This window comes from Cyanobacteriota bacterium (assembly GCA_027618255.1).
GTDB lineage: Bacteria > Cyanobacteriota > Vampirovibrionia > LMEP-6097 > LMEP-6097 > JABHOV01.
Genome location: JAQCFG010000025.1, coordinates 1 through 26786, shown reverse-complemented (window position 1 = coordinate 26786; position 26786 = coordinate 1). Strand labels below are relative to the sequence as shown.

General features: G+C 38.9%; 22 protein-coding genes and 1 tRNA gene. 9 read left to right on the top strand and 14 right to left on the bottom strand.

The window, feature by feature from the left end; genetic code table 11:
- The first annotated feature begins 82 nt into the window (after positions 1 to 82).
- A complete protein-coding gene (locus O3C63_04965) occupies positions 83 to 568 on the top strand; it encodes a hypothetical protein (protein ID MDA0772274.1) in 486 nt (161 codons plus the stop codon).
- On the opposite strand, the gene gpmI is transcribed toward O3C63_04965, so the two are convergent.
- Positions 565 to 2130: a 2,3-bisphosphoglycerate-independent phosphoglycerate mutase gene (gpmI, locus tag O3C63_04960; GenBank protein MDA0772273.1), complete on the bottom strand. Its 1566-nt coding sequence runs from the start codon at positions 2128 to 2130 to the stop codon at positions 565 to 567. The two genes, O3C63_04965 and gpmI, sit on opposite strands and share 4 nt — an antisense overlap.
- Positions 2131 to 2451: 321 nt before the next feature.
- Entirely contained in the window at positions 2452 to 4170 is a 1719-nt protein-coding gene (mrdA, locus tag O3C63_04955; GenBank protein ID MDA0772272.1) for a penicillin-binding protein 2, read from the bottom strand.
- A gap of 118 nt (positions 4171 to 4288) precedes the next feature.
- Between mrdA and O3C63_04950 the strand changes: the two genes are divergently transcribed.
- Positions 4289 to 5008 (top strand): ATP-binding cassette domain-containing protein, encoded by a 720-nt coding sequence (locus O3C63_04950; GenBank protein MDA0772271.1) that lies wholly within the window; start codon positions 4289 to 4291, stop codon positions 5006 to 5008.
- A 329-nt stretch (positions 5009 to 5337) separates the two neighbouring features.
- Here O3C63_04950 and dnaX read toward each other — a convergent pair whose 3' ends face one another.
- Positions 5338 to 6918, bottom strand: coding sequence for a DNA polymerase III subunit gamma/tau (dnaX, locus tag O3C63_04945; protein ID MDA0772270.1), 1581 nt, complete (start codon positions 6916 to 6918; stop codon positions 5338 to 5340).
- A 189-nt stretch (positions 6919 to 7107) separates the two neighbouring features.
- On the opposite strand from dnaX, the gene O3C63_04940 reads away from it, so the two are divergent.
- Positions 7108 to 8448 carry a hypothetical protein gene (locus O3C63_04940; GenBank protein MDA0772269.1) on the top strand — a complete coding sequence of 447 codons (1341 nt, stop codon included), beginning with the start codon at positions 7108 to 7110 and terminating at the stop codon, positions 8446 to 8448.
- A gap of 2 nt (positions 8449 to 8450) precedes the next feature.
- Here O3C63_04940 and O3C63_04935 read toward each other — a convergent pair whose 3' ends face one another.
- From O3C63_04935 to sdhA, 10 genes are all read right to left on the bottom strand, one after another.
- Positions 8451 to 9230: an ABC transporter ATP-binding protein gene (locus O3C63_04935; protein ID MDA0772268.1), complete on the bottom strand. Its 780-nt coding sequence runs from the start codon at positions 9228 to 9230 to the stop codon at positions 8451 to 8453.
- Complete coding sequence (locus tag O3C63_04930; protein MDA0772267.1) at positions 9230 to 10042, bottom strand: ABC transporter permease; 813 nt, start codon at positions 10040 to 10042, stop codon at positions 9230 to 9232. The genes O3C63_04935 and O3C63_04930 overlap by 1 nt, the downstream gene beginning before the upstream one ends.
- Before the next feature lie 158 nt (positions 10043 to 10200).
- Positions 10201 to 10413, bottom strand: a complete 213-nt coding sequence (locus O3C63_04925; GenBank protein MDA0772266.1) for a hypothetical protein — start codon at positions 10411 to 10413, stop codon at positions 10201 to 10203.
- A 70-nt stretch (positions 10414 to 10483) separates the two neighbouring features.
- Entirely contained in the window at positions 10484 to 11245 is a 762-nt protein-coding gene (rph, locus tag O3C63_04920; GenBank protein ID MDA0772265.1) for a ribonuclease PH, read from the bottom strand.
- Between the two features lie 132 nt (positions 11246 to 11377).
- Positions 11378 to 13570 (bottom strand): bifunctional (p)ppGpp synthetase/guanosine-3',5'-bis(diphosphate) 3'-pyrophosphohydrolase, encoded by a 2193-nt coding sequence (locus O3C63_04915; protein ID MDA0772264.1) that lies wholly within the window; start codon positions 13568 to 13570, stop codon positions 11378 to 11380.
- 102 nt (positions 13571 to 13672) lie between these two features.
- Positions 13673 to 14590 carry a hypothetical protein gene (locus O3C63_04910; protein ID MDA0772263.1) on the bottom strand — a complete coding sequence of 306 codons (918 nt, stop codon included), beginning with the start codon at positions 14588 to 14590 and terminating at the stop codon, positions 13673 to 13675.
- 284 nt (positions 14591 to 14874) lie between these two features.
- Positions 14875 to 15456, bottom strand: a complete 582-nt coding sequence (locus tag O3C63_04905) for a DedA family protein (GenBank protein ID MDA0772262.1) — start codon at positions 15454 to 15456, stop codon at positions 14875 to 14877.
- Positions 15444 to 16352, bottom strand: a complete 909-nt coding sequence (locus tag O3C63_04900; GenBank protein ID MDA0772261.1) for a bifunctional riboflavin kinase/FAD synthetase — start codon at positions 16350 to 16352, stop codon at positions 15444 to 15446. Before O3C63_04900 ends, O3C63_04905 begins: the two co-directional genes overlap by 13 nt.
- A complete protein-coding gene (gene hisA, locus O3C63_04895; protein ID MDA0772260.1) occupies positions 16352 to 17101 on the bottom strand; it encodes a 1-(5-phosphoribosyl)-5-[(5-phosphoribosylamino)methylideneamino]imidazole-4-carboxamide isomerase in 750 nt (249 codons plus the stop codon). Before hisA ends, O3C63_04900 begins: the two co-directional genes overlap by 1 nt.
- On the bottom strand, positions 17101 to 18840 hold the full coding sequence (sdhA, locus tag O3C63_04890) for a succinate dehydrogenase flavoprotein subunit (protein MDA0772259.1): 1740 nt from the start codon (positions 18838 to 18840) through the stop codon (positions 17101 to 17103). Before sdhA ends, hisA begins: the two co-directional genes overlap by 1 nt.
- A gap of 326 nt (positions 18841 to 19166) precedes the next feature.
- Between sdhA and O3C63_04885 the strand changes: the two genes are divergently transcribed.
- Both O3C63_04885 and O3C63_04880 read left to right on the top strand, forming a co-directional pair.
- Positions 19167 to 20081, top strand: a complete 915-nt coding sequence (locus O3C63_04885) for an IS110 family transposase (GenBank protein MDA0772258.1) — start codon at positions 19167 to 19169, stop codon at positions 20079 to 20081.
- A 133-nt stretch (positions 20082 to 20214) separates the two neighbouring features.
- The gene (locus O3C63_04880) at positions 20215 to 21033 is read left to right on the top strand and encodes an SDR family NAD(P)-dependent oxidoreductase (GenBank protein MDA0772257.1); all 819 of its coding nucleotides are present in this window, start codon (positions 20215 to 20217) and stop codon (positions 21031 to 21033) included.
- 48 nt (positions 21034 to 21081) lie between these two features.
- On the opposite strand, the gene O3C63_04875 is transcribed toward O3C63_04880, so the two are convergent.
- A complete protein-coding gene (locus tag O3C63_04875) occupies positions 21082 to 22443 on the bottom strand; it encodes a hypothetical protein (GenBank protein ID MDA0772256.1) in 1362 nt (453 codons plus the stop codon).
- A gap of 168 nt (positions 22444 to 22611) precedes the next feature.
- Here O3C63_04875 and O3C63_04870 point away from each other — a divergent pair, with 168 nt between their 5' ends.
- The 4 genes from O3C63_04870 (at position 22612) to O3C63_04855 (ending at position 26608) form a co-directional block, all read left to right on the top strand.
- On the top strand, positions 22612 to 24666 hold the full coding sequence (locus O3C63_04870; GenBank protein ID MDA0772255.1) for a DNA topoisomerase subunit B: 2055 nt from the start codon (positions 22612 to 22614) through the stop codon (positions 24664 to 24666).
- Positions 24667 to 24710: 44 nt separating this feature from the next.
- A complete protein-coding gene (locus O3C63_04865; GenBank protein ID MDA0772254.1) occupies positions 24711 to 24989 on the top strand; it encodes a hypothetical protein in 279 nt (92 codons plus the stop codon).
- An 18-nt stretch (positions 24990 to 25007) separates the two neighbouring features.
- The gene (locus O3C63_04860) at positions 25008 to 26435 is read left to right on the top strand and encodes an aminotransferase class I/II-fold pyridoxal phosphate-dependent enzyme (protein ID MDA0772253.1); all 1428 of its coding nucleotides are present in this window, start codon (positions 25008 to 25010) and stop codon (positions 26433 to 26435) included.
- Between the two features lie 96 nt (positions 26436 to 26531).
- A tRNA-Ile gene (locus tag O3C63_04855) sits at positions 26532 to 26608 on the top strand.
- The last annotated feature ends 178 nt before the right edge of the window (positions 26609 to 26786 follow it).

Genomic DNA, 26786 nt, shown 5'->3' with positions numbered 1-26786 from the left:
GAGTTGAGTTTTTTAATCCTGCTTTTGATGTGACGCCGAGTGGGTTGATTGAAAAGATTTTTACGGAAGAGGGGTAAGGGGTATGAGTTCAAGTTTACCGCCAGGAGGAGAATCTCCTTGGACAAATAGAGTGGAATATTGGGATTTCTCAAATAATCCTGGCTCCAGATCAGCGTCCACTATTCGCAGGGAAAGAGAAAAAGTCAGAGAGTACTTTAAGGTCTACGACAAAGCTCTTGGGGAATATAGCAACAAGGTCACAGCTGCTGTTGAGCAAATAAATATGAATGGTACTTGGTGGCATGATTTGAAAAATAAAGTGTTGGAGTATTTTACTGCAATAAATGAATACTTAGAGGGGCGTTTTCCTCTAGAGGCCTTGATAGCGAAGTCTGATATTGCAAGAGTTTCAACTGTTGCATTAAATGACCCTCTTGCTTTGAGGGAGCAGGCTTTGTTTAAAGAGAAAATGGAACGTGTATTAGGTTCTGATAATGAAGCTTTGACGAAAGCTGAGTTGATTGAGATATTGCTTGCAATTATGCAAGAGCAATATCGCCGTAATTAAACCAAAGCAGTCTCTAGCAAGGAAGTCGCAGTCATTTCTTTTGGTTTCTCCAGATCTAAGTAGTCGCAAATTGTTGGAGCGATATTAGCCAGTGCAAGACTGTTATAGAGGTCATTGGGATCAGAGTGAGCAGGGCGTAGTTTGATTTCTTGTTTTGAATTAATTATTACAAATGGCACTGGGTTAGTACTGTGTGCGGTGCGCACTTCACCATCATCCTGGCACATCTGGTCAGCATTGCCGTGGTCGGCAGTGAGCATGATTACATAGTCCTCTTCTTTGGCTTTGGCTACCACTTGCTCAAGGGATTTATCGATGGCACTAAGTGCTTTGAGCACAGCATCCCAGTTGCCGGTGTGTCCTACCATGTCAGGGTTTGCAAAGTTGCAGACGATTAGTTTGTAGTCTTTGTCTTTATTGGACATTGCTTCAAGCAAGCCCGCTGTTACTCCCGACAAACTCATTTCTGGTTGCAAGTCATAAGTTGCTACTTTGGGGCTTGGTATTAACAAGCGGTCTTCGTTTTCAAATGGCTGCTTGCGGCGTGAATTGAAAAAGCTCGTTACGTGATTGAATTTCTCTGTTTCGGCAATGCGGAATTGATTCATTCCAGATTTTGAAACTAGCTCACCAAGGTTCATTGAAAACTCTTGCTTTGGTAGTGTGTCTTCGGTAAAAGCAATTGGCAGTGATGGCTCAATTCCATAATCTGCAAAACAAAGGTAGTGTAGATTCTTTAAGCCTGATTTGTGGGCAATCTCATGAGAGATTTGTTTTGCTCTGTCTGGACGGAAATTGAAAAATATCACAGAATCATTGTCTTCAATTAAGCCATCACTGTTGATGATTGTTGGAAAAATAAACTCATCAGAGTTGCCTGTTGGATTCTTGCCATCTTGGGCAAGTTGGTAACCGTCGGTGATTGCTTGACTGGCGCTTGTTGATTTTTGTCCTTGTCCTTTGATCACAGCATCTGTGTATTTTTTGATACGGTTTTGGTTATTGTCTCTATCCATTGCCCAGTAGCGTCCAGAGACCGTGGCTATATTCACTTTGTCTTGAAAGCGGCGCATTAGATGCTCGGCAACATAAGGAGGATCATCACGTCCGTCACTAATTGCGTGTAAATAGCTTTGTTTTTTACTGAGCCCTTTGCGTTTAGCAAAGTCAATCAATGCATCGAGGTGACCGAGATGAGCATGAACATCACCCTCAGAGATTAATCCCATGAAATGAATTTTGGAATTGTTGCTTTTGGCATGGCTAAAGGCTGCGTCAAGTGCTTGGTTTTCAAAAAACTCTCCGCTTCTTACCATGTCAGAAATCAGTGTGAGTTTTTGTTTGTTGATCCTGCCGGCGCCAATGTTTTCGTGCCCCACTTCTGAGTTGCCCATAATACCTTCTGGCAAGCCAACGTAAGTACTACTTGCATTAAGCAAAGTGTACGGGTATTGCTGAACTAATGAATCATAGAATGGCGTTTGAGCTGCTTCGATTGCATTAGCTTTGCTGCCTGGATTGTAACCCCAGCCATCTAAAATTAGTAATAAAACTTTTTGCATTGTGCTAATTCTATCATGGCATTGAGATAGATATATGCATACACAATCTTGGACCCCTTCTTACCATTAATCTAAAAACATAGTCAAAACAATTTCTCCAAAAAGCTTGTGTTAGCAAAGTGAGTATAACCCAGCTTCGTAGAAGCTGCTGATTTTGCAAAATAGCTTTTTGCAAAATTTGTTTTGACTATGCTTGCTGTTCTTAAGGACACGCTGAAAAACGAAGTTCTTCTTGTAGGGTCCAGGATAAAGGTTCTGTCCAGTAAAACACGTGACAGATAAGGATTGAGACTTTGCATTTTTCGGTGCACCCCTAAGTAGTTACTTTGATGATGGTTTACTGAAATATGCCTCAAAGATTTTCTTTGCTACAGGCGCTGCGACAGTACCACCATGTCCACCACCTTCTAAAAAAACTACTATTGCAATCTCTGGATCTTTGGCTGGTGCATAAGCAGCAAACCAACCATGGGTTGAATGGTCGTAGCCTCTCACTTCTGCTGACCCGGTTTTACCGGCTACTTCTATTTCTTTGAGCCTTGATGCTTGACCTGTACCAGTGGTGATACATTTCTTTAAGCCCATTTCAACAATATTGTAACTTTCTTCTGAGATGCCATCTATATCTAGCAAGACTTCTTTGTCTTTATTTTTAATTAAATGTGGTTGAGGTAAGAGTCCCTTGTTTGCAATACCTGAAATCAACCTAGCAGCTTGAATTGGGCTGAGCATTAAAAAACTTTGCCCAATAGCAAAGTGTAAAGTGTTGCCAGGGAACCATTGTTCTTTGAGTTTTTTCTTCTTCCATTCTGGACTTGGTAAGATACCTTGACTTTCGCCAAGTAATTCAATTCCGGTTACCTGTCCTGCTCCAAATTTGCTACCAATATTTGAGATCCATTCTGCTTTCATTCGTTTAGCTATTTGATAGAAGTAAGTATTGCGAGACCATTCCAGTGCGTCTATTAAATTCATTTGTCCTTCTTTACTTGTCCAGTCCCCAAATTGAAAACCTGCATAATTTATACTGCCACCTACTTTGAGGTATTCATTGATATTGACGACCCCATGCTCAAGTGCCGCAATTGCAGTAATTGGTTTCCAAATACTACCAGGAGTATAAGCAGAGATTGCTTTATTGAGGAAGGCTTTACTGTTGAGTAGTGATTGATAAAGTTTAAATGGAACTGGTTTAGTAAAAATATTGGGGTCAAAACTTGGACTGCTAACTAAACAATAAATCTCTCCGTTGCGAGGATTAATTGCAACAGCTGCTCCTTGTTTACCTTCAAGTGCTTCAATCGCGATTTTTTGTAATCCTATATCTATTGTTAAGTGGAGATTTTCACCTTTGATAGCTGGTTTGATGACACGTTTATCACGAGAGTCAGTAATCAAGCTTTTGCCGTAACGGTCGACAACTACTCTTGCTTCACCTTTGGTTCCTTGTAATTCTTGATCAAAAACTTTTTCAAGTCCTTCCTTACCAACAATGTCACCAAGTCCTAATCCACGTGAACGAGCTTCTTTGAGTTCTTGACTATTGATTTGTCCTACATAGCCTAAGACGTGAGCTGCTATTTCTTTGTGTGGGTAATAGCGTGTAGCTTGTTTTTCAACAGCGATCCCAGGTAAGTAGTTTTGATTTTCGTAAATCTTAATTGCTGATTCGATACTAATGTCATTGTCTAAAGTAATTGGTAATGGAGTACTAGGGTCCATCTTTAAAAAGATATCAAGTAATTCTTGGTAATCGATTTCAATAAAATTGGAGAGGATTTTGGCAACTGCTTCTTTGTCTTGGAGGGCGGCTGGAAATACAATGACACTAAGTGATTGTTTACTCGTTGCTAATATTTCACCGTGTCTATCGTATATGATGCCTCTTGGGGCTCTGGTGATTGCCGTTCTACTAGTGTTGTTTTTTGCGAGTGTTTTATATTTTTGATAATCAAGAATTTGTAATTGAAATAAGCGCAAGCCAAGAAAGCCTAATAGGGCTATCGTGAAGTAATAGAGGATATTGCTCTTATTTAACATTCTGGCTAGTTCTAGGCTAACAAGCTCCCTTTTACATTTGCTAGCAGTAAATGTAAAAGGGAGCTAAAGCATTTGCTTTAGATATATAGTTTACAATAGTCTTGAAAGCCTTGAGTTTATGATTGAAATAAAGAATTTAAAAAAATCATTTGGTAACAATGTTGTTCTTGATGGGATTAGTTTTAAGGTTGAGAAGGGCGAAGTACTTGCTTTGATCGGATTCTCTGGTTGTGGCAAGAGTACCATCCTTAAAATTATTGCTGGTTTGATTGATGCTGATGATGGTGAAATTGAATTAGGAGCTGGCAAGCTCGGAATGGCGTTTCAATACTCAGCATTGTTTGATTCAATGACCGTTGCAGACAATATTAGTTTTCCCCTTTATATCGATAAAGTGACAAAAGATCTTCCTGAATTTGAGATTGATAGAATTGTCACTGAAAAACTCTCATTAGTTGGTTTACCTGGAATTAATAACTGGTACCCTAGTGAGCTCTCTGGTGGAATGAAAAAACGAATTAGTTTTGCCCGGGCCATTGTCAATGATCCAGAAATAATTCTTTATGATGAACCCACTGCCGGACTAGATCCAGTAGCAAGTACTATTATTGAAGATTTGATTACTAATCTCCAGAAAGAAACAAATGCAGCAAGTGTTTTAGTAACTCACCAGGCTTCAACTATTCAGAGAGCTTGTACTAGAGTTGCAATGGTTTATGCTGGCAAGGTTGTTTGGGAAGGAACTCCTACTAAACTTTTTGATAAGAAAAACAATAATCGCTATGCTAGTCAGTTTAGGGATGGGGCGGTTGACGGGCCGATGCTAGTACAGCATTAACAATGTGTTTAATAGATATCTTGCGAAACAAAGTTTCGATGTACAGGTCGCTCAAAAAGCTAGCAACCGCGCTGAATGCGCGTGTTGCCTTATTAAACTAACTCTGTTCGCTTAACTCCCTTCCACTAAAAATACTAATAGCCGCTTCAGCAACTTCGTCCATTTTCGTTTTGCCTTTGATAGCTGGTTTGATAATATCTTCGTTGACAGCGACTGTTTGTGAGTTAGTGGTTTTTATTGTTGTTTTAATTACTGGTAAGTCTTGAGGAATTACTTGGACTGCTTGTTCTTTTTTCTCTATTGGGGGCTTGCTATTTTCAACAGGGTGGCTAGGGATTCGAAGCTGTTAGGTTAACAACTTCGACTACCTCGATATTTAATGATTGAACTGATTGACCAGATGATTTGGTGATGGCTTGAAGTATTTCTACTGAACGTGATTCTAGCTTAGCTTTTAGAAACTTGAATTTGTCTGGCATTTGCATTTGTGCAATTGCACCTTCGACTTTGACAAGCTTGGCTTGACTACTTATATACATTCCTCTAGAGCCTGGACTGAGGTGATCGAGGAAGCTATCTGATTGATTTGTCGTTTCAATTTTGGCACTTGGAGCTTCTGAGACTGTTTTTTTCTCAATCCTTGGAGCTGATTCTTGGGTTCTAGTCTCTGTTTGAGGTTTCGTTGATACTGGTGGTGTCGATGTTTGTGTTGGAGCCGGATTTGCTCTCCCTTGCATCGTTTCCCTGTTCCCTATTCCCTGCTCTAGCTTTTCAATTCTTGCAACTAAGTCTTTGACTACCAGAATATCCGCTCGGTGAGTGATTTTGATTAACCATGCTTTAAGGACATTTTTGGTTTGAGTACTGTTTTTGAAACTAAGGCTTAAGCTATTGAGTGAATCAAGGATTTGTACTAACTCATAGCTTTCTGTTGAGCTTTCTTTCACTAGGTTAACTAGTTTTGTGAACTTAGGATTGGGCTCTGGTTTAATTAGGTTTTCTACTAAGTTAAGTATATGTCCGCTAAGTTCATTTGTGATTGCCATTGGATCTTTGCCATTAGCTAGTAAAGTATTCAAATCCTCGACTAGCTTTTGAGGGTCTCTTGTAATGATTGCTGCTGTAATTGAATCAAGCTGATCGCCAGGAATCAAACCAAGAATGTCTAAAACCTTGGCTTCTCCAATTGTTGTTTCGGTATTTGAAAAAACACTAAGCTGATCTAATAGACCAAGCGCATCTCTCATTGCACCATCAGAATGCTCCGCAATCATAGTGAGCGCCTCTGTATCGATATTGATATCTTCTTGCTCTGAGACATATTTTAATCGCAGCATTGTTGCATTGACTGTAATTGGTTTAAATTTGAGATTTTGACATCTACTAGAAATTGTTTTGGGTACTTTATCTTCTTCTGTTGTTGCAAGAACAAAAATAACTTTGGCAGGCGGCTCTTCGATGACTTTGAGTAAAGCATTGAAAGCAGCTGTCGAGAGCATATGAACCTCATCGATAATATAGATACGGTACTTGCCAGTGATACTTGCCATGTTGACTTTCTCAATTAAATCTCTGGCGTCATCAACGCCACCATGAGAAGCTGCATCGATTTCAGTGACATCAATACTTGATGAATTAATTACCCCAAGACAAGTCTCGCACTTGCCGCAAGGATCTATAGTTGGACTAGAGCCGGTGCTCGGGTTTAAACAGTTGAGTGATTTCGCGATAATTCTTGCTGTACTGGTTTTACCGGAACCTCTTGGTCCAGTAAGTAGGTAAGCGTTAACGATCTTATTGTTTTGAATTGCGTTAATCAGAGTCTCTTTGACAGAATCTTGTGCGATAAGGTCGGCGATTGTTTGCGGACGATATTTGAGAAATAATGGTTGATGTTTTGCTGTGCTCATTGCTAGATATGATTTTAGTACTTTGAGACAATAATTACTTTAATTTCAGCTAATAGAGCTTTAAATAGGTGTTTTTAAAAATAAGTGTCATTACTTATTCACTTTAACTCTGGCAATATTCCGTCCAGACTGGTTAAAATAATCTAATAAACTATAAGCTCAGCCTGACTGGGCTGGTTTTGCTTTGCCATGGTCGCTCTTGCAACTAACATGAATACACTTGGTGAGCAGGTTTATAGTCCTGTGACTTCTTCGTTTGAAAGACCAAGTATTAATCAAGATGAAGAATCTGGTTTATGGGACAAAGCTCGCAACCTCGCTGAGGTAGTTTGTTCTCGAGAATCTATTTTTAGATCTGCACTGGATTTAACAGGCTGGGAGATTCCTGTGATGCTTGCAAATGCAATGAGAAATAAATATAGTTTTGCTGAAGCTGTTTTTCAGGGGACTTATGCCTTTTTGACAATGGTGATGGCTCCTTACTTTACTAAATGGGTTGGACTCTTGGCTGGTAAGTCGATAATGAAAGAAGATGAGCATAAAGATATAGATAAATATATGCTCTTTCAATTAAATGACCTTGATGACCATCAGACATTGAACAAGGGATTAGCAAGAATCAAGGAAGAAGAACCAGAAGATAAATTATTCCTTTCTGAGCTCTATCTCAAAAATCAAAAGAAGTCTAGTAATTATCAACAGCAAGCTCAAGCACTTAAATCCTTCTTTGATAATCTAACTATAGATGATGCCAGATTACAAAGAATCAAGAAACTGAAAAGAGCAACTATTCAGGGAGAGAGTTTTATTGAAGGTGGGCTTTGGGGTAGTGTATTTTTAGCTAGTAGGTTGTTTAGGAAGTATGTTTTGAAACAAGATCGTTTTACTGGTACCAAAAGCTATGAAAGTGATGAGGAGAGTAAGCAAAGTACTGACTCAAACAAGATGGCTTGGTGGCAATGGACAGGTAATATAGTTGCCATGATTTTTAGTCCAATTGCTAATCATTTTATTCTCAATAAGATTGATGATAAAGAAGCTGTTGCCAAAAGTCCTTGGCTGAAAACAATCAAGAATCAATGGGATATGACTCATGGTGTATTTCCCAAACTTGGTTTGATGGTTTCATTTTTGATGATACCAGCAAATATGGGATTATTATTTTCTGCACAAGGCAAAAACGAATTAATAGAAAATCTCTTGATGACAGCTACTATGGTTCCAAGTTGGTGGTTTGGACATAGAGTGACTAATGGAGTTTTGGCACAGCGAGAAGACAAAAAACTTGCTGCCAAGTTTGGTATTGAGAGGGGTATTTTGGTTGAACCAGAAGACTTGCATCAAGCTGCTCCAGAGCCAGCTAAAATACAGCATGTCTTGCGTAAAGTAAGGCATGACCCTCAATTGGAGAAAGAAGCTCGCGATGCACATGCCAAAGTACTATACAAAGGGTTTACCTTACATTCTTTATTGATCTTCAGTATGAAACTGTTGATTAATCAAATAACCAAGTGGCGTATAGCTAAATAGAGTTAGATTCCAGCGTCAAAGCTTTGTTTTTGATACAAAAGCTCTTGAATTTCTCTTCGATAATGATTCAACTCACTAAGTTCTCTTGGTCTTGGATTGGTTATGCGTATATCTGCTTTAATTTCACCATGGCTATATGGGCCGCTGTCTGGGCTGGCCATGACAATAATCCGGTCAGCAAGTAGCAAGGCTTCGTCAATGCTATGGGTTACAAAAATGATACTGGTTTTGAGCTTGAGCCAAATCTCGGTAATGAGTTTTTGCATATTGCTTCGGGTGTGATCATCAAGCGCACCAAAGGGTTCATCCATTAAGAGCAATGCTGGTTCAACAGCAAGTGCTCTTGCGATTGCGACTCTTTGTTTCATTCCGCCAGAAAGTTGTGAGATTGTATCTTTGGAATGATCTTGCAAGCCTACTAGTTTGAGATATTTAGCTGCGTGCATAAAACGCTCTTCTTTATTTGTGATTCTGTATCTAAGTCCAAAGGCAACATTCTCTATTACGTTTAACCAAGGAAATAATGCATACTCTTGGAAAACCAGGCTACGATTGATGTCTGGTCTTAGAATTGGTTCTTTGTCGATGAGGATTGCTCCGGAGCTTGGTTTTACAAAACCAGCAATTAATCCAAGTAAAGTACTTTTGCCACAACCACTCGGACCCAAAAGACATGTAAACTCGTGATCATTGATAGTTAGATCTATGTCTTTAAGAATATATTGCCCTTTGTATTTTGCACCAGCGTATATTAATGATGCCTTATTGACTTCAATTGCCATTAAACTAACCCCCATTTCTCACGGACGTTTTTTTCTATGGTTCTAAACAAAAGATTGTCGCTGATAAATCCAAGCGCTGCGATAATTAAAATCATGGCAATGACTTGTGACATGTCAGCCAGGCTACGACCGAGCTCTAGGCTTTGACCGATGCCGATACCTGAAACAAAGAGTTCACCAGCGATAAGAGCTCTCCATGCAAAAGCCCAACTTAATCTAAGACTGGTTACTAATTGAGGAATGATAGCAGGGAAAATAACTCTAATATAAAGATCTAAGTGTTTGGATCCAAGTGTTTGTGCTGCTCTAATTATTTCACGTGGAATATTCATGACGCCGCTGCGTATTCCAAGTGCACAAGGAATAAATGCTTCAAGGATGACAATAAAGAGCACAGCAGCTTCTGAAATCCCAAACCAAAGTAATGCAAGCGGAACCCAGGCTACACTTGGTATTGATTGAAGTGCCGTTAATGACGCACCAATCGTGGTGTCAAGAAAATTATACCGAGCAATACCAATACCAGCCAAAATCCCAAAAGAAACTGCAAGTAGATATCCGATAATTACTCTACGTAATGATTCAAAGATGGCAAAAGCATAATCTGCTTCACTAAATCCGTAGATGAGAGTTTGGAAAATATCATATGGGCTTGGTAATAAATAGCGTGGATAAAGTTCTAGACTAATGACAGTTTGCCAAAGACTAAATAGCAATGCGACATAAATTAATCTGTGTATATAACGATGCCGAATAAATTTATAATCACCAACTTTGGCTACTGTTATTCGGTTTTTGAGGTCGTTTAGCATTGGGCTCTTGAAATTCTAACACTTGGTTTTGCCCCGTGGTAGTATATCTTGAGTTGGATTATGGTTGTAGATATTTTCGATTTCACTTAAGATACCAACAAGATCAATTCTCTCAGATAGTTTCTGCTAATTCGTGAAGAAGATATTTGATCAAAAAGTCAGCTCATGTTTAAAATCATGATCTTGCCATTCACTAAAACTGATTTAGTTCTATGATCTACAAATTGATTTGCAATTTGTTTAAAACCACTTTCAAGGTTTGCAGAAGTCTTGAGAATTTGTGCTGGCATTGTCCTAAAGTAATTAATACGATTGGACATCCTGAGCTTTTCTTCTTTGCTTAGCTTATATTTGGCTGTTTCTGTTGTCATTTGCCCAATCCTTCTGTATATATAAACCTCAAGAATAGGGATTTTTGACTAGAGTTTTCTTAACCAGCTATTAACCTTGGAGGCTCTGGTTTTGCATTTGGGTTAGTTCTGCAACGCCTTTTTGGGCTAATTTGAACATTGCTTGAAAATCATCATACTGCATAACACCATCTTCAGCTGTAGCCTGGATTTCTATGATGCCACCATCGGCTGTCAGGATGAAATTAGCATCAGCTTCTGCAGTACTATCTTCTGGATAATCAAGATCCAATAGGGGAATGCCCCCGTGCATGCCAACCGAGATTGCAGCAATTTGCCTCATTATAGGAAGGCCATTTTGAAAGCAAGTGATGTGTTTGTCGCGGATTGTTACGCCATGTTTTTGTAAATGTTGTAGTGCGTCATAAACTGCGATATAAGCGCCAGTGATACTTGCTGTGCGTGTACCGCCGTCTGCTTGAATCACATCAGCATCTATATTAATTGTCACAGGTGGCATCGCTTTCATATCTACCATGGCTCTTAGTGAACGTCCAATGAGTCTTTGAATTTCTAAGGAGCGACTATTGGCTTTGTTGCGTTCGCGACTGATTCTGTCTTGCCCAGAACCAGGTAGCATAGAATATTCAGCTGTTAGCCAACCTTGTTTCGGATTCGCGTCTCTAAGATGTGGCGGGAGGTTTGCTTCAATTTTGGCTGTGACTATCACTCTGGTGTCACCGCAGCTAACAAGGCATGAACCTTCTGCTGTTTTTATAAAACCTCTTTGGAAGCTGTATGGGCGCAGTTCGTTTGCTTGTCTGTCGTTTAATCTTTTTGTTGCTGTAGTCATTGGCATCATCTTAGCTTAGCTGGAGCTGCATTGCAAGTAGGCGAACATAGTGAGCCTAGGAGCGTGTAACCCAGTCCATATTTATTAACTGAGATCTTTATATTTAGTAAAGTTGGGCTGGATGACAAGCTCCTAGAGTCTCTCAATAGAAAGCACATCACTCATATTCTTAATTGCAGTAATAATTGAATTCAACTCTTCTTGTCCGTGTACATTGAAAATCACCTTGAGTAGGGCAGTGTTGTTAGTCGGTCTCTCTTTGACTTTGAAGTCGGCGATATTTATTCCAGCGTCAGCAACCAAAGTTAGAATATCTTTGACAATACCAACACGGTCCACTACTTCAATAGCTAAGTTAGTTGGGTAAACATTATCGGTTTTTAGATTCCATTGGATTTGCATCAATCTTTCAGCTTCAACTTGACTGAGATTATGGCAATTGTGGCGATGAATAGTGATGCCTTTACCTTTGGAAACTACGCCCATTACAGCTTCACCAGGGATTGGCATACAACACTTGCCGATATTATAAAGTAAGCCATCAAGTTCTGGAATCTCAGCTTGCTCGCCTCTAGTAGGAGCTTTACGAGGTTTGATTTTAAGAAATCTGTCGAGTTTCTCTTCTTGCTGGTCTCCGTATTTAGTGCCTTGTAATTTATGTAAGACTTGAGCTACTGTTGTGTCACCTGATCCGATACTTGCAATGAGATCATCTGTGGTTTTGTAATTGAGTCTTGCAGCAATTTCTTCAAGCTCTTTTGATTGATGGAATTGCTCAAAACCCTCTTTGCCATGCTTCTCTTCAAGCAATTGTTTACCAATCGATATATGCCTATCTTTGTTTTGAGTTTTGTACCAAGATTTGATCTTGTGCTTTGCCTGATTGGTTTTGACGAAGTTAAGCCAAGAGAGATTAGGGTGAGCATTTTTTGAGTTGGTTACTTCAACTAGATCACCATTTTGTAATTTGTAATTAATTGGTACGATGGAACCATTAACCCTTGCTCCGGTACAAGTGTCTCCAATTTTGGAATGTACTTTGTATGCAAAGTCAATTGGTGTTGAGTCGACAGGCAAAGTGAAAACATCACCTCTTGGACTGAGAATATAAACTTCTTGAGCCAGAATATCTTTTTTGACAGTATCCACATACTCGCCTGCATCCTTTACGTCTGTTTGCCAGCTCAATAGTTGTCTTATCCAGGTCAGTTCTTCAAGATCCTGCTGTTCTGCTTTATTGGATCCGCCTGCTTCTTTGTAGTGCCAGTGAGCAGCAATTCCGTTTTCTGCAATTCCGTGCATCTCAAAGGTACGAATTTGTACTTCTAGCGGTTTACCATAGGGGTTGATTACAGTAGTGTGAAGTGATTGATAGAGGTTGGCTTTAGGTACGGCGATATAGTCCTTGAAGCGACCTGACATTGGTCGAAAGTGTTTATGAATCAATCCTAGAACGGCATAGCAGCTTTGGATGTCGTCAACTAGAATCCTTATGCCAAGCAGGTCATAGACTTCTATCTGATCAAGATCTTCATGTATGACTGAAGTGCCTGGCATTTTGAGTTTGCGAAAAACACTATAAAAATGTTTAGCTCGTCCTTGGACCTCTGCTTTGATATTGTTTTTAAGCAGTATTTGTTGAATTTTTTGTTTACTAACTAGTACTTGAGTCTCTCGTTCTTCTTTTTTGATGTTTACAACAAATTTAACTTTCTTATATTCTTCTGGATATAAGTATTTAAAAGCAAGATCTTCCAGTTCAATTTTGAGAGTATGTAAACCAAATCTATTAGCAAGTGGAGCAAATATGTCGAGAGTCTCTTGGGCAATTCGTTTTCTTTTTTCTTCAGGCATGTGCTCAAGCGTTTGCATATTGTGTAGTCTGTCAGCAAGTTTGACCAAGACGACTCTTACGTCTTTGGCAATAGCCAAAAGCATTTTGCGAAAGTTGTTTGCTTGCTCTTCTTGGCTTGATTTGAAATTGAGCCTACCTAGTTTGGTTACACCATCGACCAATTGAAAAATAACTTCACCGAAACGCTCTTTAATATCATTGTTAGAACATTCAGTATCTTCTAATACATCGTGTAATAGACCTGCGCAGATAGTTGCACTGTCGCAATTTAATTGAATAAGGGTTTTGGCAACAGCTAATGGGTGGATGATATAGTGTTGACCGCTTTTGCGCTTTTGATCTATATGCTTGTCAAAAGCAAAGTCAAAAGCTTCTAAGACCAGTGTAGTATTTTTAGAGTCGTGTTTTTGCTTGACTAGACTTTTTCTAAGTTCTTCTCTGAGTTCGGGTTTAAGGGTTTCTAGTTGCATAAACAAACAGCCATTTTAATAGCTTCTATCTATTTTAGTCCCTTGAAGTGAAACAAGTCTCCACAGTTCAGATTTTTCCACATAATAGACGTGAGTTCCGCTTCAATGACAGATAATCAAACTCGAAGCAAAGCTTGTGACTTTAGCTTCTACCTTTTGAGATGTATTAGTGGTGAAATTGAGAAAAGTAGTTTCTTGGTTGTCTGTTTTAATTGCGACATTATTCATTAAGTTGGGACCAAGTAATTTGGTTATTTCTTTTTTGTTTACTTCATGAACGAATTTAGGTAAATCTAAATAGTTACGTTCAAGACAATCAAGTGACTTCATGTAGTTTTTTTGTTGTATTCCCGCTACATTAAAAGCTTTCCAGACATTGGCATCAAAATTAATCGATGATGAGTTTCTTGCTTGTCTAGGCTTATAGTTTGATTTAGATTTTATTAATTCAGTTTTGGGGTTTTTCCAATCCCAAGTTGTGTAGACTAGCAATGATGGATCTTGTTTTGTATTATAGTTTATTGCGATTGATTGACTGCAACCTTTGAGCTTGGGTCTTTCTAGTTTGAGTCTTAGTCCCTTGCTTCTCAAAGTGAATCCCATAACGACTTTGCCGAATTTGTCATGGTTCTTGGTTGATTTATCAAACTCTTCTTGTAGTTTTTTGAGTTTGTCGGTAACAGCAAGCGGATCATTGAGATATGGTGAGAGTATTTGCTCTGCTTGCCTAAAATTGTTGAGACTTATGAATGGATTTTGTTGAAAGAAAACAACTATCTTGTGTAATTGAGTTTCTTCTTTAATGTCATTAAGCGAGATTGGTAATTTTGATTCTCTTCTTAATTTAATTTGGATAAACTCTCTAGCAATTGTTGCTTCGTTATCTACTGGGAATTTAATTCCATCACTAGTTCTATGTTGTGTATTGTTTGTTAAATTTGGATTGGCAAAAGCCGCTTGGCCTTTATTCGGCGCTAGTACGATAATATCTTTTAGTAGTTTTTCTTGCTCAGATTGCATTGATTTACCAAGCCTTTAGGCTTGATACTATTTAAACTATTTAAAATTAAGAAGTGGTTAATATAGCAAAAAGCACTGTTATTGCTTAGAAAAATTTAATCGCTCCTGGGTTTAATTCTCCGCTGCTTGCATCGAAATTTTCTGGGAAGTCGCAATTAAAACCAGAAGGGCGATTAAAAAACAGTAAAAATCATATCTGGTGCCCTGGTTTCTCTGTAGTTAAGCATAGATTATGTAAGCACCAGATTAAATGGAGAATGAAGTAAATCGGGACTTGCCCCGATTTACTTCATTCTCCAGCGTATAAGTTCGTACAGAGCGTAGATTATAGCTGCTATTAGAGCATATTTAAAGAAGTTTTCTAGTACAATCTCACCGTAATTGACTAAGAGATAAGTGAAGATCAAGTAACGGCTGCCTCTGCCAAGAAGACTATAAAGAATGAAACTCACTATATTCATTTTGCACATGCCGGCGGTAATGGTGAAAACCTTGTAGGGGATAGGAGTAAATGCTGCAATCAAAATTGCGGCACTACCAAATTTGCCAAAGAAAGCTTCTGCTTTGCTGATTGCAAAGTTTGCCTTCTTGCTGAGTAACTTGAGTGCCAGTGGGCGACCGCCAAATAAGCCGATATAGTAACCAAAAACTGCACCCATGACACTACCAATAGTTGTAACCATCGCAAGAATATATGGATCATTAATTTCTCTAATTACCATTGGAGTAAGTAGTAATTCTGGGGGCAATAAGAAAAAAGAAGCCTCGATAAATGCAAGTACAAAAAGCCCCGGTTCCCCAAGTGCTGTACACCAGTCAAGGATTGGACCACAGAGTTCTATTACTTGTTGCTTTAATTCGTGCATTGTTTTATATCTTCTTTTATTTGTTTTATTAAGTTGGCTGCTGAGTCAAATTTTATTTCGTCTCTAATATGTTTATTAAGTCTTAGTTTTAATGATTGATCATATAGATCACTGTTGAAATTTAACAGATGTGCTTCAATGGTGATTTTATCACTATCATCAAAACTTGGTCTTGTTCCAATATTCATTATGGCTTGAAAGTTTTGTCCTTGATATTCTGCACTGCCACAGTAAACTCCTTTGGCTGGAATCACCATGTCTGCTGGTAGTTGCAAGTTGGCGGTAGGGAAACCAAGACTGCGCCCACGTTTATCCCCTTTAATGACAGTGGAAATGATCATGAACTGGTAACCGAGCATCTCATTTGCTTTCTGGATTGCTCCTTCACTAATCAAGTCTCTGATTTTTGAGCTACTGATTATTTCTGTCCCTTGCTTGCAGGCATCTAGCGTTTCAATTGTGATTTGATTTGATTTTGCCCATGCTTCAAGTAGTTCGGTATTACCTGAACGATCTTTACCAAAGTGATGATCGTAACCAGTGCTAACAAACTTTGCGTTTAGAATATCGATTAAGTATTTTTGCAGATAGTTTTTAGCACTAGTGTTCATTAATTTTTGATCAAAATCTAGGACTAAGACATAATCAATACCCAGCTCTTCAAAAAGTGCAAGCCTGGTATCTAGGTTGGTGATTAGTTTTGGTGCTTTGCCCTTGGTGAGTTCTCTTGGGTGATTCTTCAAGGTGATGACTGCGGTTTTGATCTTGTTGAGCTTGGCGTATTGAGTGGCAGATTTGATTACTTCCCTATGACCAAGATGTACTCCATCAAACATCCCAAGAGCAAGGGCTGTAGGAGTTTCTATTTTGTTTGAATTAACCGAGAGTACTTGCATTAATTGTAGATTTCATCGGTATAAAGCTTGCTAGTTTGTACTTTGCCCTCATAAAGAGCTTTGCCGATGATGACCCCATCAAGATTTTTGTATTTGTTCTGAAGTTTTTTAAGTGCGTAAACATCATCAATATTGCTAATACCACCACTTGCGATTACTTGAGTATTAGGACAAGCGTTCATTAATTCTTCAAGAGCTTGTATATTAGGACCTTCAAGTGTGCCGTCTCTATCAATGTCAGTGAAGACGATTCTTGTGAGACCGTATTCTTGAAACTGCTCTACTATTGTTTGCGCTTTCAAGTTTGAGCTTTCTAACCAACCCTCTACTGCCAGGTAACCATCTTTACAATCGATACCGAGTACGACTTTGTCTCCGCCATGTTTTTGCAAGGCAGCTTTGACAAAGTCAGGATCTTTGACAATCGCGCTTCCTAAAATAACTCTGGTGACACCGGCATCAAGTAGAGTCTGTAGTGCGTCCATGTTACGGATACCACCACCGACTTGAACCGGAATAACAAGCTCATGCACCATCAATTTAATCAGGGCTCTATTAACTAGTTTACCGTCTCTTGCTCCATCAAGATCAACGATGTGCATGTACTTTGCTCCAAGACTTTGCCAGCGTTTGGCAACAAATATAGGATCTTTATTATAAGTATGCTCTTGATCGTAATCGCCCTTATACAGTCGAACACATTTTTCGTTGAGTAGATCTATTGCGGTGTAAATATTGAATTGATTCATTATTTGGTATAGTCTCTTTTGACTGGTTTTGCGATACTGATATCCACTTCTTGGTAACTAAGTACTGGCTCACCATCTTTGTAAGTTGCAAGTGTTGTTTTCAACCAATTGTCATCATCCCTATCTGGGAATTCTGGTTTGTAATGTGCACCTCGACTTTCGTTTCTTGCTAAGGCGCCTGTGGTGATGATCTTGGCGATATCTAGCATATGGCGAACTTCTCTGGCGTAGAACAAACTTTGGTTTGCCCATTTGCCTGAGTCGGGTATTTTTGCTGAACTTAATTTACCTTGAAGCTCTGCAAGTTGTTTGATTGTCGCTTCAAGTTTTTTGTTTTCTCTAACGACAGTTACGTTCTCTGTCATCAGGTCACCCATGTCGACATGTATTTGTCTAATATTTTCACTGCCGGTTTGGGCAATGATTTCGTTGATTTCAGTTTCTTCAACTTTGATTTGTTTTTTAAATTCTTCTTCTTTAACATCACTAACCGATTTGTCGATATTGTTGATGTATTCTGTTGCAGAAACCCCCGCGAGGAAACCACCGTAAGTACAAGAAAGTAACGAGTTTGCTCCTAGTCTATTAGCGCCGTGATATTGATATTCACATTCACCTGCTGCAAACAAACCAGGGATATTGGTCATTTGTTTTTCGTTATCAACCCAAAGTCCGCCCATGCTGTAATGCACTGAAGGAAAGACTTCCATTGGTACTTCGCGAGGATCTGCACCCTTGAATTTTTCGTAGATCTCAAGTATGCCACCGAGCTTACGATCAAGTTCTTCTCTATCTATGTGAGTAAGATCAAGGTAGACAAAACGTTTGCCGTTTGCGCCAAGTTTTTTGTTCACCACAACATCAAAAATTTCTCTAGTTGCAACATCTCGTGGAACTAAGTTACCGTAACGTGGATATTTCTCTTCAAGGAAGTACCATGGCTTGCCATCTTTGTATGTCCAAATTCTACCGCCTTCTCCGCGCGCTGACTCTGACATTAATCTATCTTTGTCGGTTCCTGGAATTGCAGTTGGGTGAACTTGTATAAATTCACCGTTGGCATAATGTACACCTTGTTTGTAAGCACTTGAAGCGGCAATTCCGTTGTTGATTGCACTATTGGTTGATTTGCCATAGACATTGCCTGGTCCGCCTGTTGCAAGAATTACTGCATTGGCTTTAAAACTTCTAAGCTCCATTGTTAATAGGTTCTGCGCAACAACACCACGGCAATTGCCCTCATCATCTATGACAGTAGAAAGCATTTCCCAGCCCTCATACTTAGTGACTTTGCCTTCTGACTCAAAACGACGAACTTGTTCGTCAAGTGCATAAAGTAGTTGTTGTCCAGTAGTGGCTCCAGCAAAAGCGGTACGGTGATAAAGGGTTCCACCAAAACGTCTAAAATCGAGATGTCCCTCAGGTGTTCTATTAAACATCACCCCAAATCTGTCATAGAGGTCAATGATTTCTGGTGCTTGATCGCACATTCTTTTAATAGGACCTTGGTTAGCTAAAAAATCACCACCATAGATAGTGTCAAAAAAATGTTTGTCAGGATGATCACCTTCGCCCTTGATATTTTTGGCTGCGTTAATTCCACCCTGAGCACAAACCGAATGAGATCGTTTAACGGGCACTAGAGAAATAATGTCTACCGTCGAACCTTTTTGCACTGCTTTAAGAGCTGCTCCCAAGCCTGCTAATCCGCCACCTACTATTACTATGTTTTTGTCCATCTGCATCAATATGTTATCACCCAAGCGGGGCCGCGTCTTGTATAGTGAATTCGTTATCTAAAATTATTGTTTTGATGATTTGTAGATAGACAAGTAACCGAGCGAGGTGCAACTCACTCAGTTATTTTGAATACAGTAAATCGAGCCGCGTCTAAGTTTAGGGTTTAGGTCTTAAAACTGCTGTGGAGCATGGTTATTGTGTTCTTTTCTATGAATCTCGAACAGTTGCTAGAGCAGCTTTAAGTTAGCTCGTAATTACAAGGTTGAGAAATTAGAATTTTTGATAAGGAGATTTGACTATGTTAACGAACATTGCTGGTATAGATGTGTCTAAAAAAACATTAGATGTATATTTAATTGAAGAAAAAAAGCATTTTAAGATTGAAAATGACACAAAATCAGTCAAAAAATTGATAAAACTACTAAAAAACCTAGAAATAGATCTAACAATCGTTGAAGCTAGCTGTGGTTATGAAAATATACTCGTTGACTTGTTTTTAGAAGGACAAATAGCAATAGCTCGAATTAACCCAAGGCAGATGAGAGATTTTGCTAAATCTCAAGGAATATTGGCAAAGACTGACAAAATTGATTCAAAAGTAATTGCACAGTATGGCTTAGTCTCACAGCCAAGAGAGCTGTTGATTCTTGATAAAGAAACAAGAATGGTCCGAGACCTTATTGATAGAAGGTATCAGCTTTCCGAAGCTATTAAAATGGATAAATCAAGATTAGATAAATTCAGTTTTAAGAAATCAATATCAAGCACTAAAAGACATCTTAAATGGCTAGAAAAAGATTTTGAGAGAATTGAAAAAGAGCTTATTGATTTAGTAAACAACTCAGCTGAGCTAAAACAACGAAACCAACTGCTACAAAGCATTCCAGGGGTAGGAAATGCAACATCATTTACATTGCTTGCATACATGCCTGAGTTGGGGAAATTAACAGGAAAACAAATTAGCGCACTTGCTGGAGTAGCGCCATTTAATTGTGATAGTGGAACGAGTATCAAGAAAAAAAGAAAAGTTTGGGGAGGAAGATTCCAGGTTCGCAGAGTACTTTACATGGCAACTCTAGTCGCGTGTCAATTTAATCCAGCCATAAAAGAAATTTATTGGAGTCTGAGAACTAAAGGAAAAGCCCCCAAAGTAGCCATCGTTGCCTGTATGAGAAGGCTCTTGGTTACAATGAATTCTATGATTAAGTATCAAACTAAATGGCATTTTGCAGAAATTTAAATTATTTTACTTGACTTTTAAGACAGTTGCTCCTCAGTTCACTTTTTACGATAAGATCACCATGGATTGATTGATATTATCTCAAAGAGCAGGCGATGGAGATACAGCTCTATTTAGTGGGCATGATATTCATATGAGCAAATTATTAGAAGGTAAAGTAGCAGTAATCACCGGAGCGGGTAGAGGAATTGGGCAAGCGACAGCGGAGCTTTATGCCAAACACGGTGCCAAAATCGTAATCGCTGATATTGATGCAGGACCAGCAAATGAAACTCTTGAGCTTGTGAAAAAAGCCGGCTCGGATGGAGTTGTTGTCACTGGCAATATTTGCAAGCGCGAAGATTGCGACAGAATCATCAAAGCTGGAATGGATTTAGGTGGAGGATCAATTGACATTCTTGCCAACGTTGCTGGAATTACACGAGACGCTGTAATTCACAAAATGACTGAAGCGGAATGGGATTTTGTGATTGAGGTTAATCTCAAAGGTACTTATAATATGATTCAAGCAAGCGTGCCTGCAATGCGCGATGTAGCCAAGGATGAAACTGCTGCAAGATCAAGATCCATCATTAACGTCAGTTCAACTTCTGGTGTCAAAGGTAACGCAGGGCAAATTAATTATGCTGCTGCTAAAGCAGGTATTAATGGTATGACTCGCACTGTAGCTAAAGAATGGGCGAGATTCAATATTCGTTGTAATTCTATTGCTCCAGGTTTTATAGAAACTAGATTAACTTCTGGACCTTCTGATGATCCTAAACTAGGAGTACCAGAACAACAAATGCAAATGATCAAAATGCTTTATTCACAAACTGGTTTGCAAAGACCTGAAGGAATGGGTAAGCCAATTGACATTGCCAATCTTGCTTTGTTTTTTGCTTCTGATTTATCTTCTTATGTCAGCGGGCAGGTATTGGTTGCCGCTGGTGCAATGATAGATTCTTACTAAAAGCTCAATAAATGTGGCAAAGCCCTTTGTAAGCGAGTCTTAAGAAGCTTATGCACTCTTCAACTTACGTTGTACTCGCCACTTCGTAATTTTATTTACTAGTAAGCTAAGCAAGAAGATAGAGAATGAATGTAAGCCGACTCCCATATAAAGTGTTTTAGCATGTGCATCTTTAGCATCATTTTGCAGCTCTTTGTCATGATCAGTCATCTCTAGTACTTGATGTATTCTTGCTTGTTCAGCAAAAAGTTTGCCGTGATATTCTTTGTCGACAAGAATACCTTTTTCACAGTTATATTTATTTTGTAATTGTTTGTCAAAGAATTTAGCAAGACCACCATTAAAGATCTTTTGACCTTGCCACCAAGAACTAATTAGAATACAAAAACCTATTAATCTTTCTATCAATTCATCTTTACCTTGAGCAGTGATAAAAGTACCAATCCATTTAGGTAATGAAGTATATGAGAACATCAGTCCTAGTTTAGGGTAGAGTCCATGAGTCATTTCATAAGCCTTATCAATCATTTGTAAAAATTTACTGTTGGCTAATTTCTCTTTATTCTCTGTTAACTTCATCAATATAAAGTTCATCACAGGTGCTGCAGGTATCATGAGTGCTCCACCAATCTTTTGCCATAAAGCTAAATCCGAACTTTGACCTAATTTTTTAGCTTCTTCTTTATTGACATAATTACCGGTACCGGAAAAGCTATCTACTCCCAAAATATTTTTTCTAAACCATCTTAAAAGCATGCCAAATCCACCCCATAAAGACCCTTCAAATACACTGTCTGCAACGATTGTAAATTCTTTAATCTTACGAATCTGAGACATTAAGCCTTCATCGTACTGTAAGCCAAGAAATATCTTTTCTATATTTTGAGCATCTTTTGCAAATTTATCTGCCTGTACTTCTTTGCCAGCAGAACTATAAAGTTGCGATATGCGTTTCCTATCGTTAATTTCTTCATTTAAAATTCTTTGACGACCTTTTTCAAAATCTTCTTTGCTTCGCAGTTCGTGTCGATTAAGGTTGACTAAGTTCATAATCTCACTAGAACTATAGTTAGGACTGAAGAGTTTTCCAGCAAGTTTTGCAAAAAGTTCTGTAATTTTAGGTGAGACTGCAAATGAAGTAAAAGAAATTACACTTTCAAAAACCCTTTCAAAAAAAGTATTTTTATTTCTTAAGGCAGCAGCAGCTGACCAAGGTAAGTCAGCTCCAAAAAACTCTAGAGCTAATCTAACTAAAGATTCTCTGGAATCAACAATACCTGCATATTTTTTTGCTAAATCGCTCCAACTATTATTGGATTTTATTTCAACCCTGTGCTCCTCTAATGGCAAATTATTTTGCCATGAAGTATCAGATCTAGCTCCAGGAGCTATCGAGGCCGCTGTTATCATTTTACTGACGCGTACGTAGCAACCAGCCAGTAAATCCGGCTGATTAGTATTTGCGCAATACTAATTCTGGCAAAATTATTTAATGTTCTTGCTTTTAAGATCAATGATAGAATGAGATTGACTAGAAAACCCCAATCTACAAGGACTTTTAAACAAAATATGGCAACAATGGCTGAGACGACAGAATCTACAAAAACTAAAAAGAAGGATAATTACAGTGCTAGTAATATTCAAGTTCTAGAAGGACTGGAGGCTGTCCGTAAGCGTCCAGGTATGTATATTGGTGGTACTGACCACAAGGCGCTGCACCATTGTGTCTACGAGATTGTTAATAACTCTGTAGATGAGGCTTTGGCTGGTTATTGCGACACGATCAATATCTCTGTACATCAAGATGGTTCGCTTTCTGTTGAAGATAATGGTAGAGGAATCCCTACTGACATTGTCAAGAAGACTGGGCTTTCTGGTGTTGAGACTGTATTTACGGTACTACACGCTGGTGGTAAATTCGGTGGCGAAGACTCTAGTTACAAAGTATCAGGTGGTCTTCATGGTGTTGGTGCAAGTTGCGTTAATGCAGTTTCAGAGAAAATGCACGTTGAAGTCTACAAAGATGGCAATGTATATTTCGTTGAATTTAAAGGTAGTGGCATTCCAGTTGGTGCCCCAAGCGCTCCACTTAAAAAGAAAGGCAAGACTGGCAAGACTGACAAGAGTGGCACTTTAGTTAGATTTTGGCCTGATAAAAATATTTTCAAAGAAACGAATGCTGATGGCGAATTGTTTATGCCTAAGTTTAATCGCGAAACCCTAGCTAATGCTTTTCGAGAGATGGCTTTTTTGAACAAGGGACTTAGAATAATTTTTACTGATGAGAGACTCGATGAAGACAACGCTCATCGCACCGAAGAGTATCACAGTCCTGATGGGCTTTTGAGCTATGTTAGATATTTAAACGAATCTCGTACTCCTATCCACAAAGGTATTTTTCAATGTGAAGGTGAGAATCAAGAGGTTGTTGTAGAGCTTGCTCTTCAATACACCGAGAACTTCAATGAGCATTGTGTAGCTTTTGCAAACAACATCACTAACCCTGATGGCGGGACTCATATGCAAGGTTTTAGAATTGCTTTGACTAGATTGATAAATGATTACGCTCGTAAATCAAGTTTGGTTAAAGACAAAGAAGAGAACTTAAGTGGTGATGATGTTCGTGAGGGTATCACTGCAATTATCTCTGTCAAAGTGAGAGACCCTCAGTTTGAATCTCAGACCAAAGTTAAACTCCTTAATAATGAAGTTAGTTCTGCCGTACAGCAGATTATGGGTGACCATTTCTCTGATTGGCTTGACAAAAATCCTAAAGACGCTAGAGCGATTGTCAATAAGGCGATCATGTCGCGCAAGGCGCGTGAAGCTGCCAAGAAAGCAAGAAACGCTGTTCGCAGGCAGTCAGCTCTAGAAGGCTCTTCTGGAATACCTGGTAAGCTTTCTGATTGCTCAAATACTGACTCTGAGCTTTGTGAGGTATATCTAGTTGAGGGTGATTCTGCGGGTGGTTCAGCAAAGCAAGGGCGCGATCGTAATTATCAAGCGATACTTCCACTTAGAGGTAAGATCCTCAACGTTGAAAGAGCGACTGTAGACAAGCTCTATGACAATACTGAGATTCAATCAATGATTCAAGCTATTGGTTTGGTACCATTTGAAAATGATGAAGCTAGTGGTAAGAAGGGTGAAGCTGCTGTTTTGAAGATGGATGCTGCAAACCTGGATCTCAAAAAACTTCGTTACAAAAGAGTTGTCATCATGACCGATGCGGACGTTGATGGAGCTCATATTCGTACTTTGATTCTTACTTTCTTTTTTAGATATGCTCGTCAATTGATTGAGAATGGACATGTCTTTGTGGCACAACCACCTCTCTACAAACTTGAGCACAAGAAAAAAGTGAAATATGTTTATTCGGATCATCAATTGGAGCTTGCATTAGCTGAGTTTGGTGAGAAGGTAGCTATCCAACGTTTCAAAGGTCTTGGTGAGATGATGCCTCAACAACTTTGGGATACGACTATGAATCCTGAAACAAGAACGCTTAAACAAGTGATGATTGAAGATGGACAAGAAGCAAGTCGTATTTTTGATATTTTAATGGGTGATGTTGTTGCACCGCGTAAGGCTTTTATTGAAGAGTATTCAGGCTTAGCGATCTTGGATATTTAACCCCTCATAACCTAACCTTAACTTTGATTATATATAACTAAGCCATGAGTATTGGCGGACTATCAAATATTAGACCTGGTGGAAATCAACAGCAATCTGGACAAGGTGCTGGAGCGAATGGTGAATCTGCAGGCAAAGAATTTTCACTTGAACAACAGACTTCTGGTGCTGCGGCACAAGCTGGTAAGGTGAGATCGCATGATGTCAGCAATATAAAACTAACCAAGATTGTTACAAACAAAAAGAAAAACCGTAAAGGTGCCCCAAGAACTATTCTTGTTGATGGCGAGATTTATGAAGTTTATTTACTGGCTATTGCTTAGTTTTGTTAAAATTGAATAATGACAGAGAAAGTCAAGTCAGGCTATAAGTCAATTGTTGATGCTTATAACGTCGACGATTTTAAAACACGAGCCTATAAAGTAATAGAAGTGCTTGCTAATTATCTTAGTGGAGTAAATGATTTGCCTGTCTTGAAGTGGCAAGATCCAGAGCAGGCAATTGTAAGTTGGCAGAGTAATTTTGATAGCAAATCCGAGATAGAAGAAATCCTCAAGAAATTTATTGATGAGTCTAATCATTTACACTCTCCCCGTTATGCTGGTCATCAAGTATCAACCCCTATCCCTACAGCAGCACTTGCCGAGTTAGCTTATTCTCTACTGAATAGTCCATCTACTATTTATGAGATGGGACCAGCTAGTTATGGAATTGAGCAAGCGATTGTTTGTTGGCTTGCTAAGAAGCTTTACATCAATACTGAAACAGCTGGTGCTGTATTGACGTCTGGCGGCTCTTTAGGTAACCTCACGGCTTTGCTGACGGCTCGCCAAGTCAAGGCTGGTTATGATGTTTGGAAAGAAGGCGTCAAGGAAGATTTGGCTATTATAGTTTCTGATCAAAACCATTATTCGATTTCTAGAGCTGCACATATTTTGGGATTGGCCAGTAAGTCTATTTATCAAGTAGCTACTGATGACAATTTCAAGATGAAAATAACCGAGCTTGCAACTGTTTATAAGCAGAGCCAGAAAGATGGTAAGAGAGTCATAGCTGTTTGTGCAAGTGCTTGTTCTACAGCGACTGGTAGTTATGATGATTTGAATGGCATTGCAGATTTCTGTGAGCAGAATGATCTTTGGTTACATGTTGACGGGGCTCACGGCGCTTCTGTTGCCTTGTCTGAGAAATATAAGCACTTGATAGAAGGTATTAATAGAGCGGATTCTGTAGTTTGGGACGCGCACAAGATGATGGCGATTCCGAGTTTGATCACTGCAGTGATCTACAAAAATCGCAAGGAGTCTTATGCGACTTTTTCTCAAGAGGCTAGTTACTTGTTAGATCACAACTCTATAGAGCGCGATACTTGTAATCGCACGGTTGAATGTACTAAGCCCAATATGGCGATGAAATTATATCTCTCACTTGCTATCCATGGAGAAGAGTTTTTCTCTGACTATATTGATTACACTCACGATCTTGCCACAAGATTTGCTGAATTAATCAAACAGCAAGATGATTTTGAACTTGCGATTGAACCAGAGTCCAATATTGTTTGTTTTCGATATCTTAAAAAAGAATTGAACACTGTTGAATTAAATCAACTGCAAAAAGATATTAGAGAAATAATCATTCGTTCTGGAGATTTTTATTTGGTAAAAACAGACTTGCGCGGGCAAGTTTATCTGAGAGTAAGTTTGATGAATCCTTTGACTAAGCTTGAGCATTTAGAAGTTTTGTTGTGCTTAATTAGAAAAGCTACCTAATAATGCAAAATTCTTTAAAAATAATCTGTATAGCGAGTTATTTGCTCTGGTTTATTCTATAATTTGCTAGCTGGGGAAATACAATTGAATATATGTGGGTCTTTAGCTCAGTTGGTTAGAGCGCGCGCTTGATAAGCGCGAGGTCCGGTGTTCAAGTCACCGAAGACCCACCATTACAAAGAGAAAGAGGACCTTGCGTCCTCTTTCTCTTTGTATATAGTAGTTTCAATGAATGAATACCGAATCTCCCGTTCTTTCTAAACCTTGATAACGCGAGACGAGGGTCGCGCAGACTATCGTCACAGAAGGAAGAATCTGGTCACCCGTAGTCATGAGAACAAAAAGATTGAT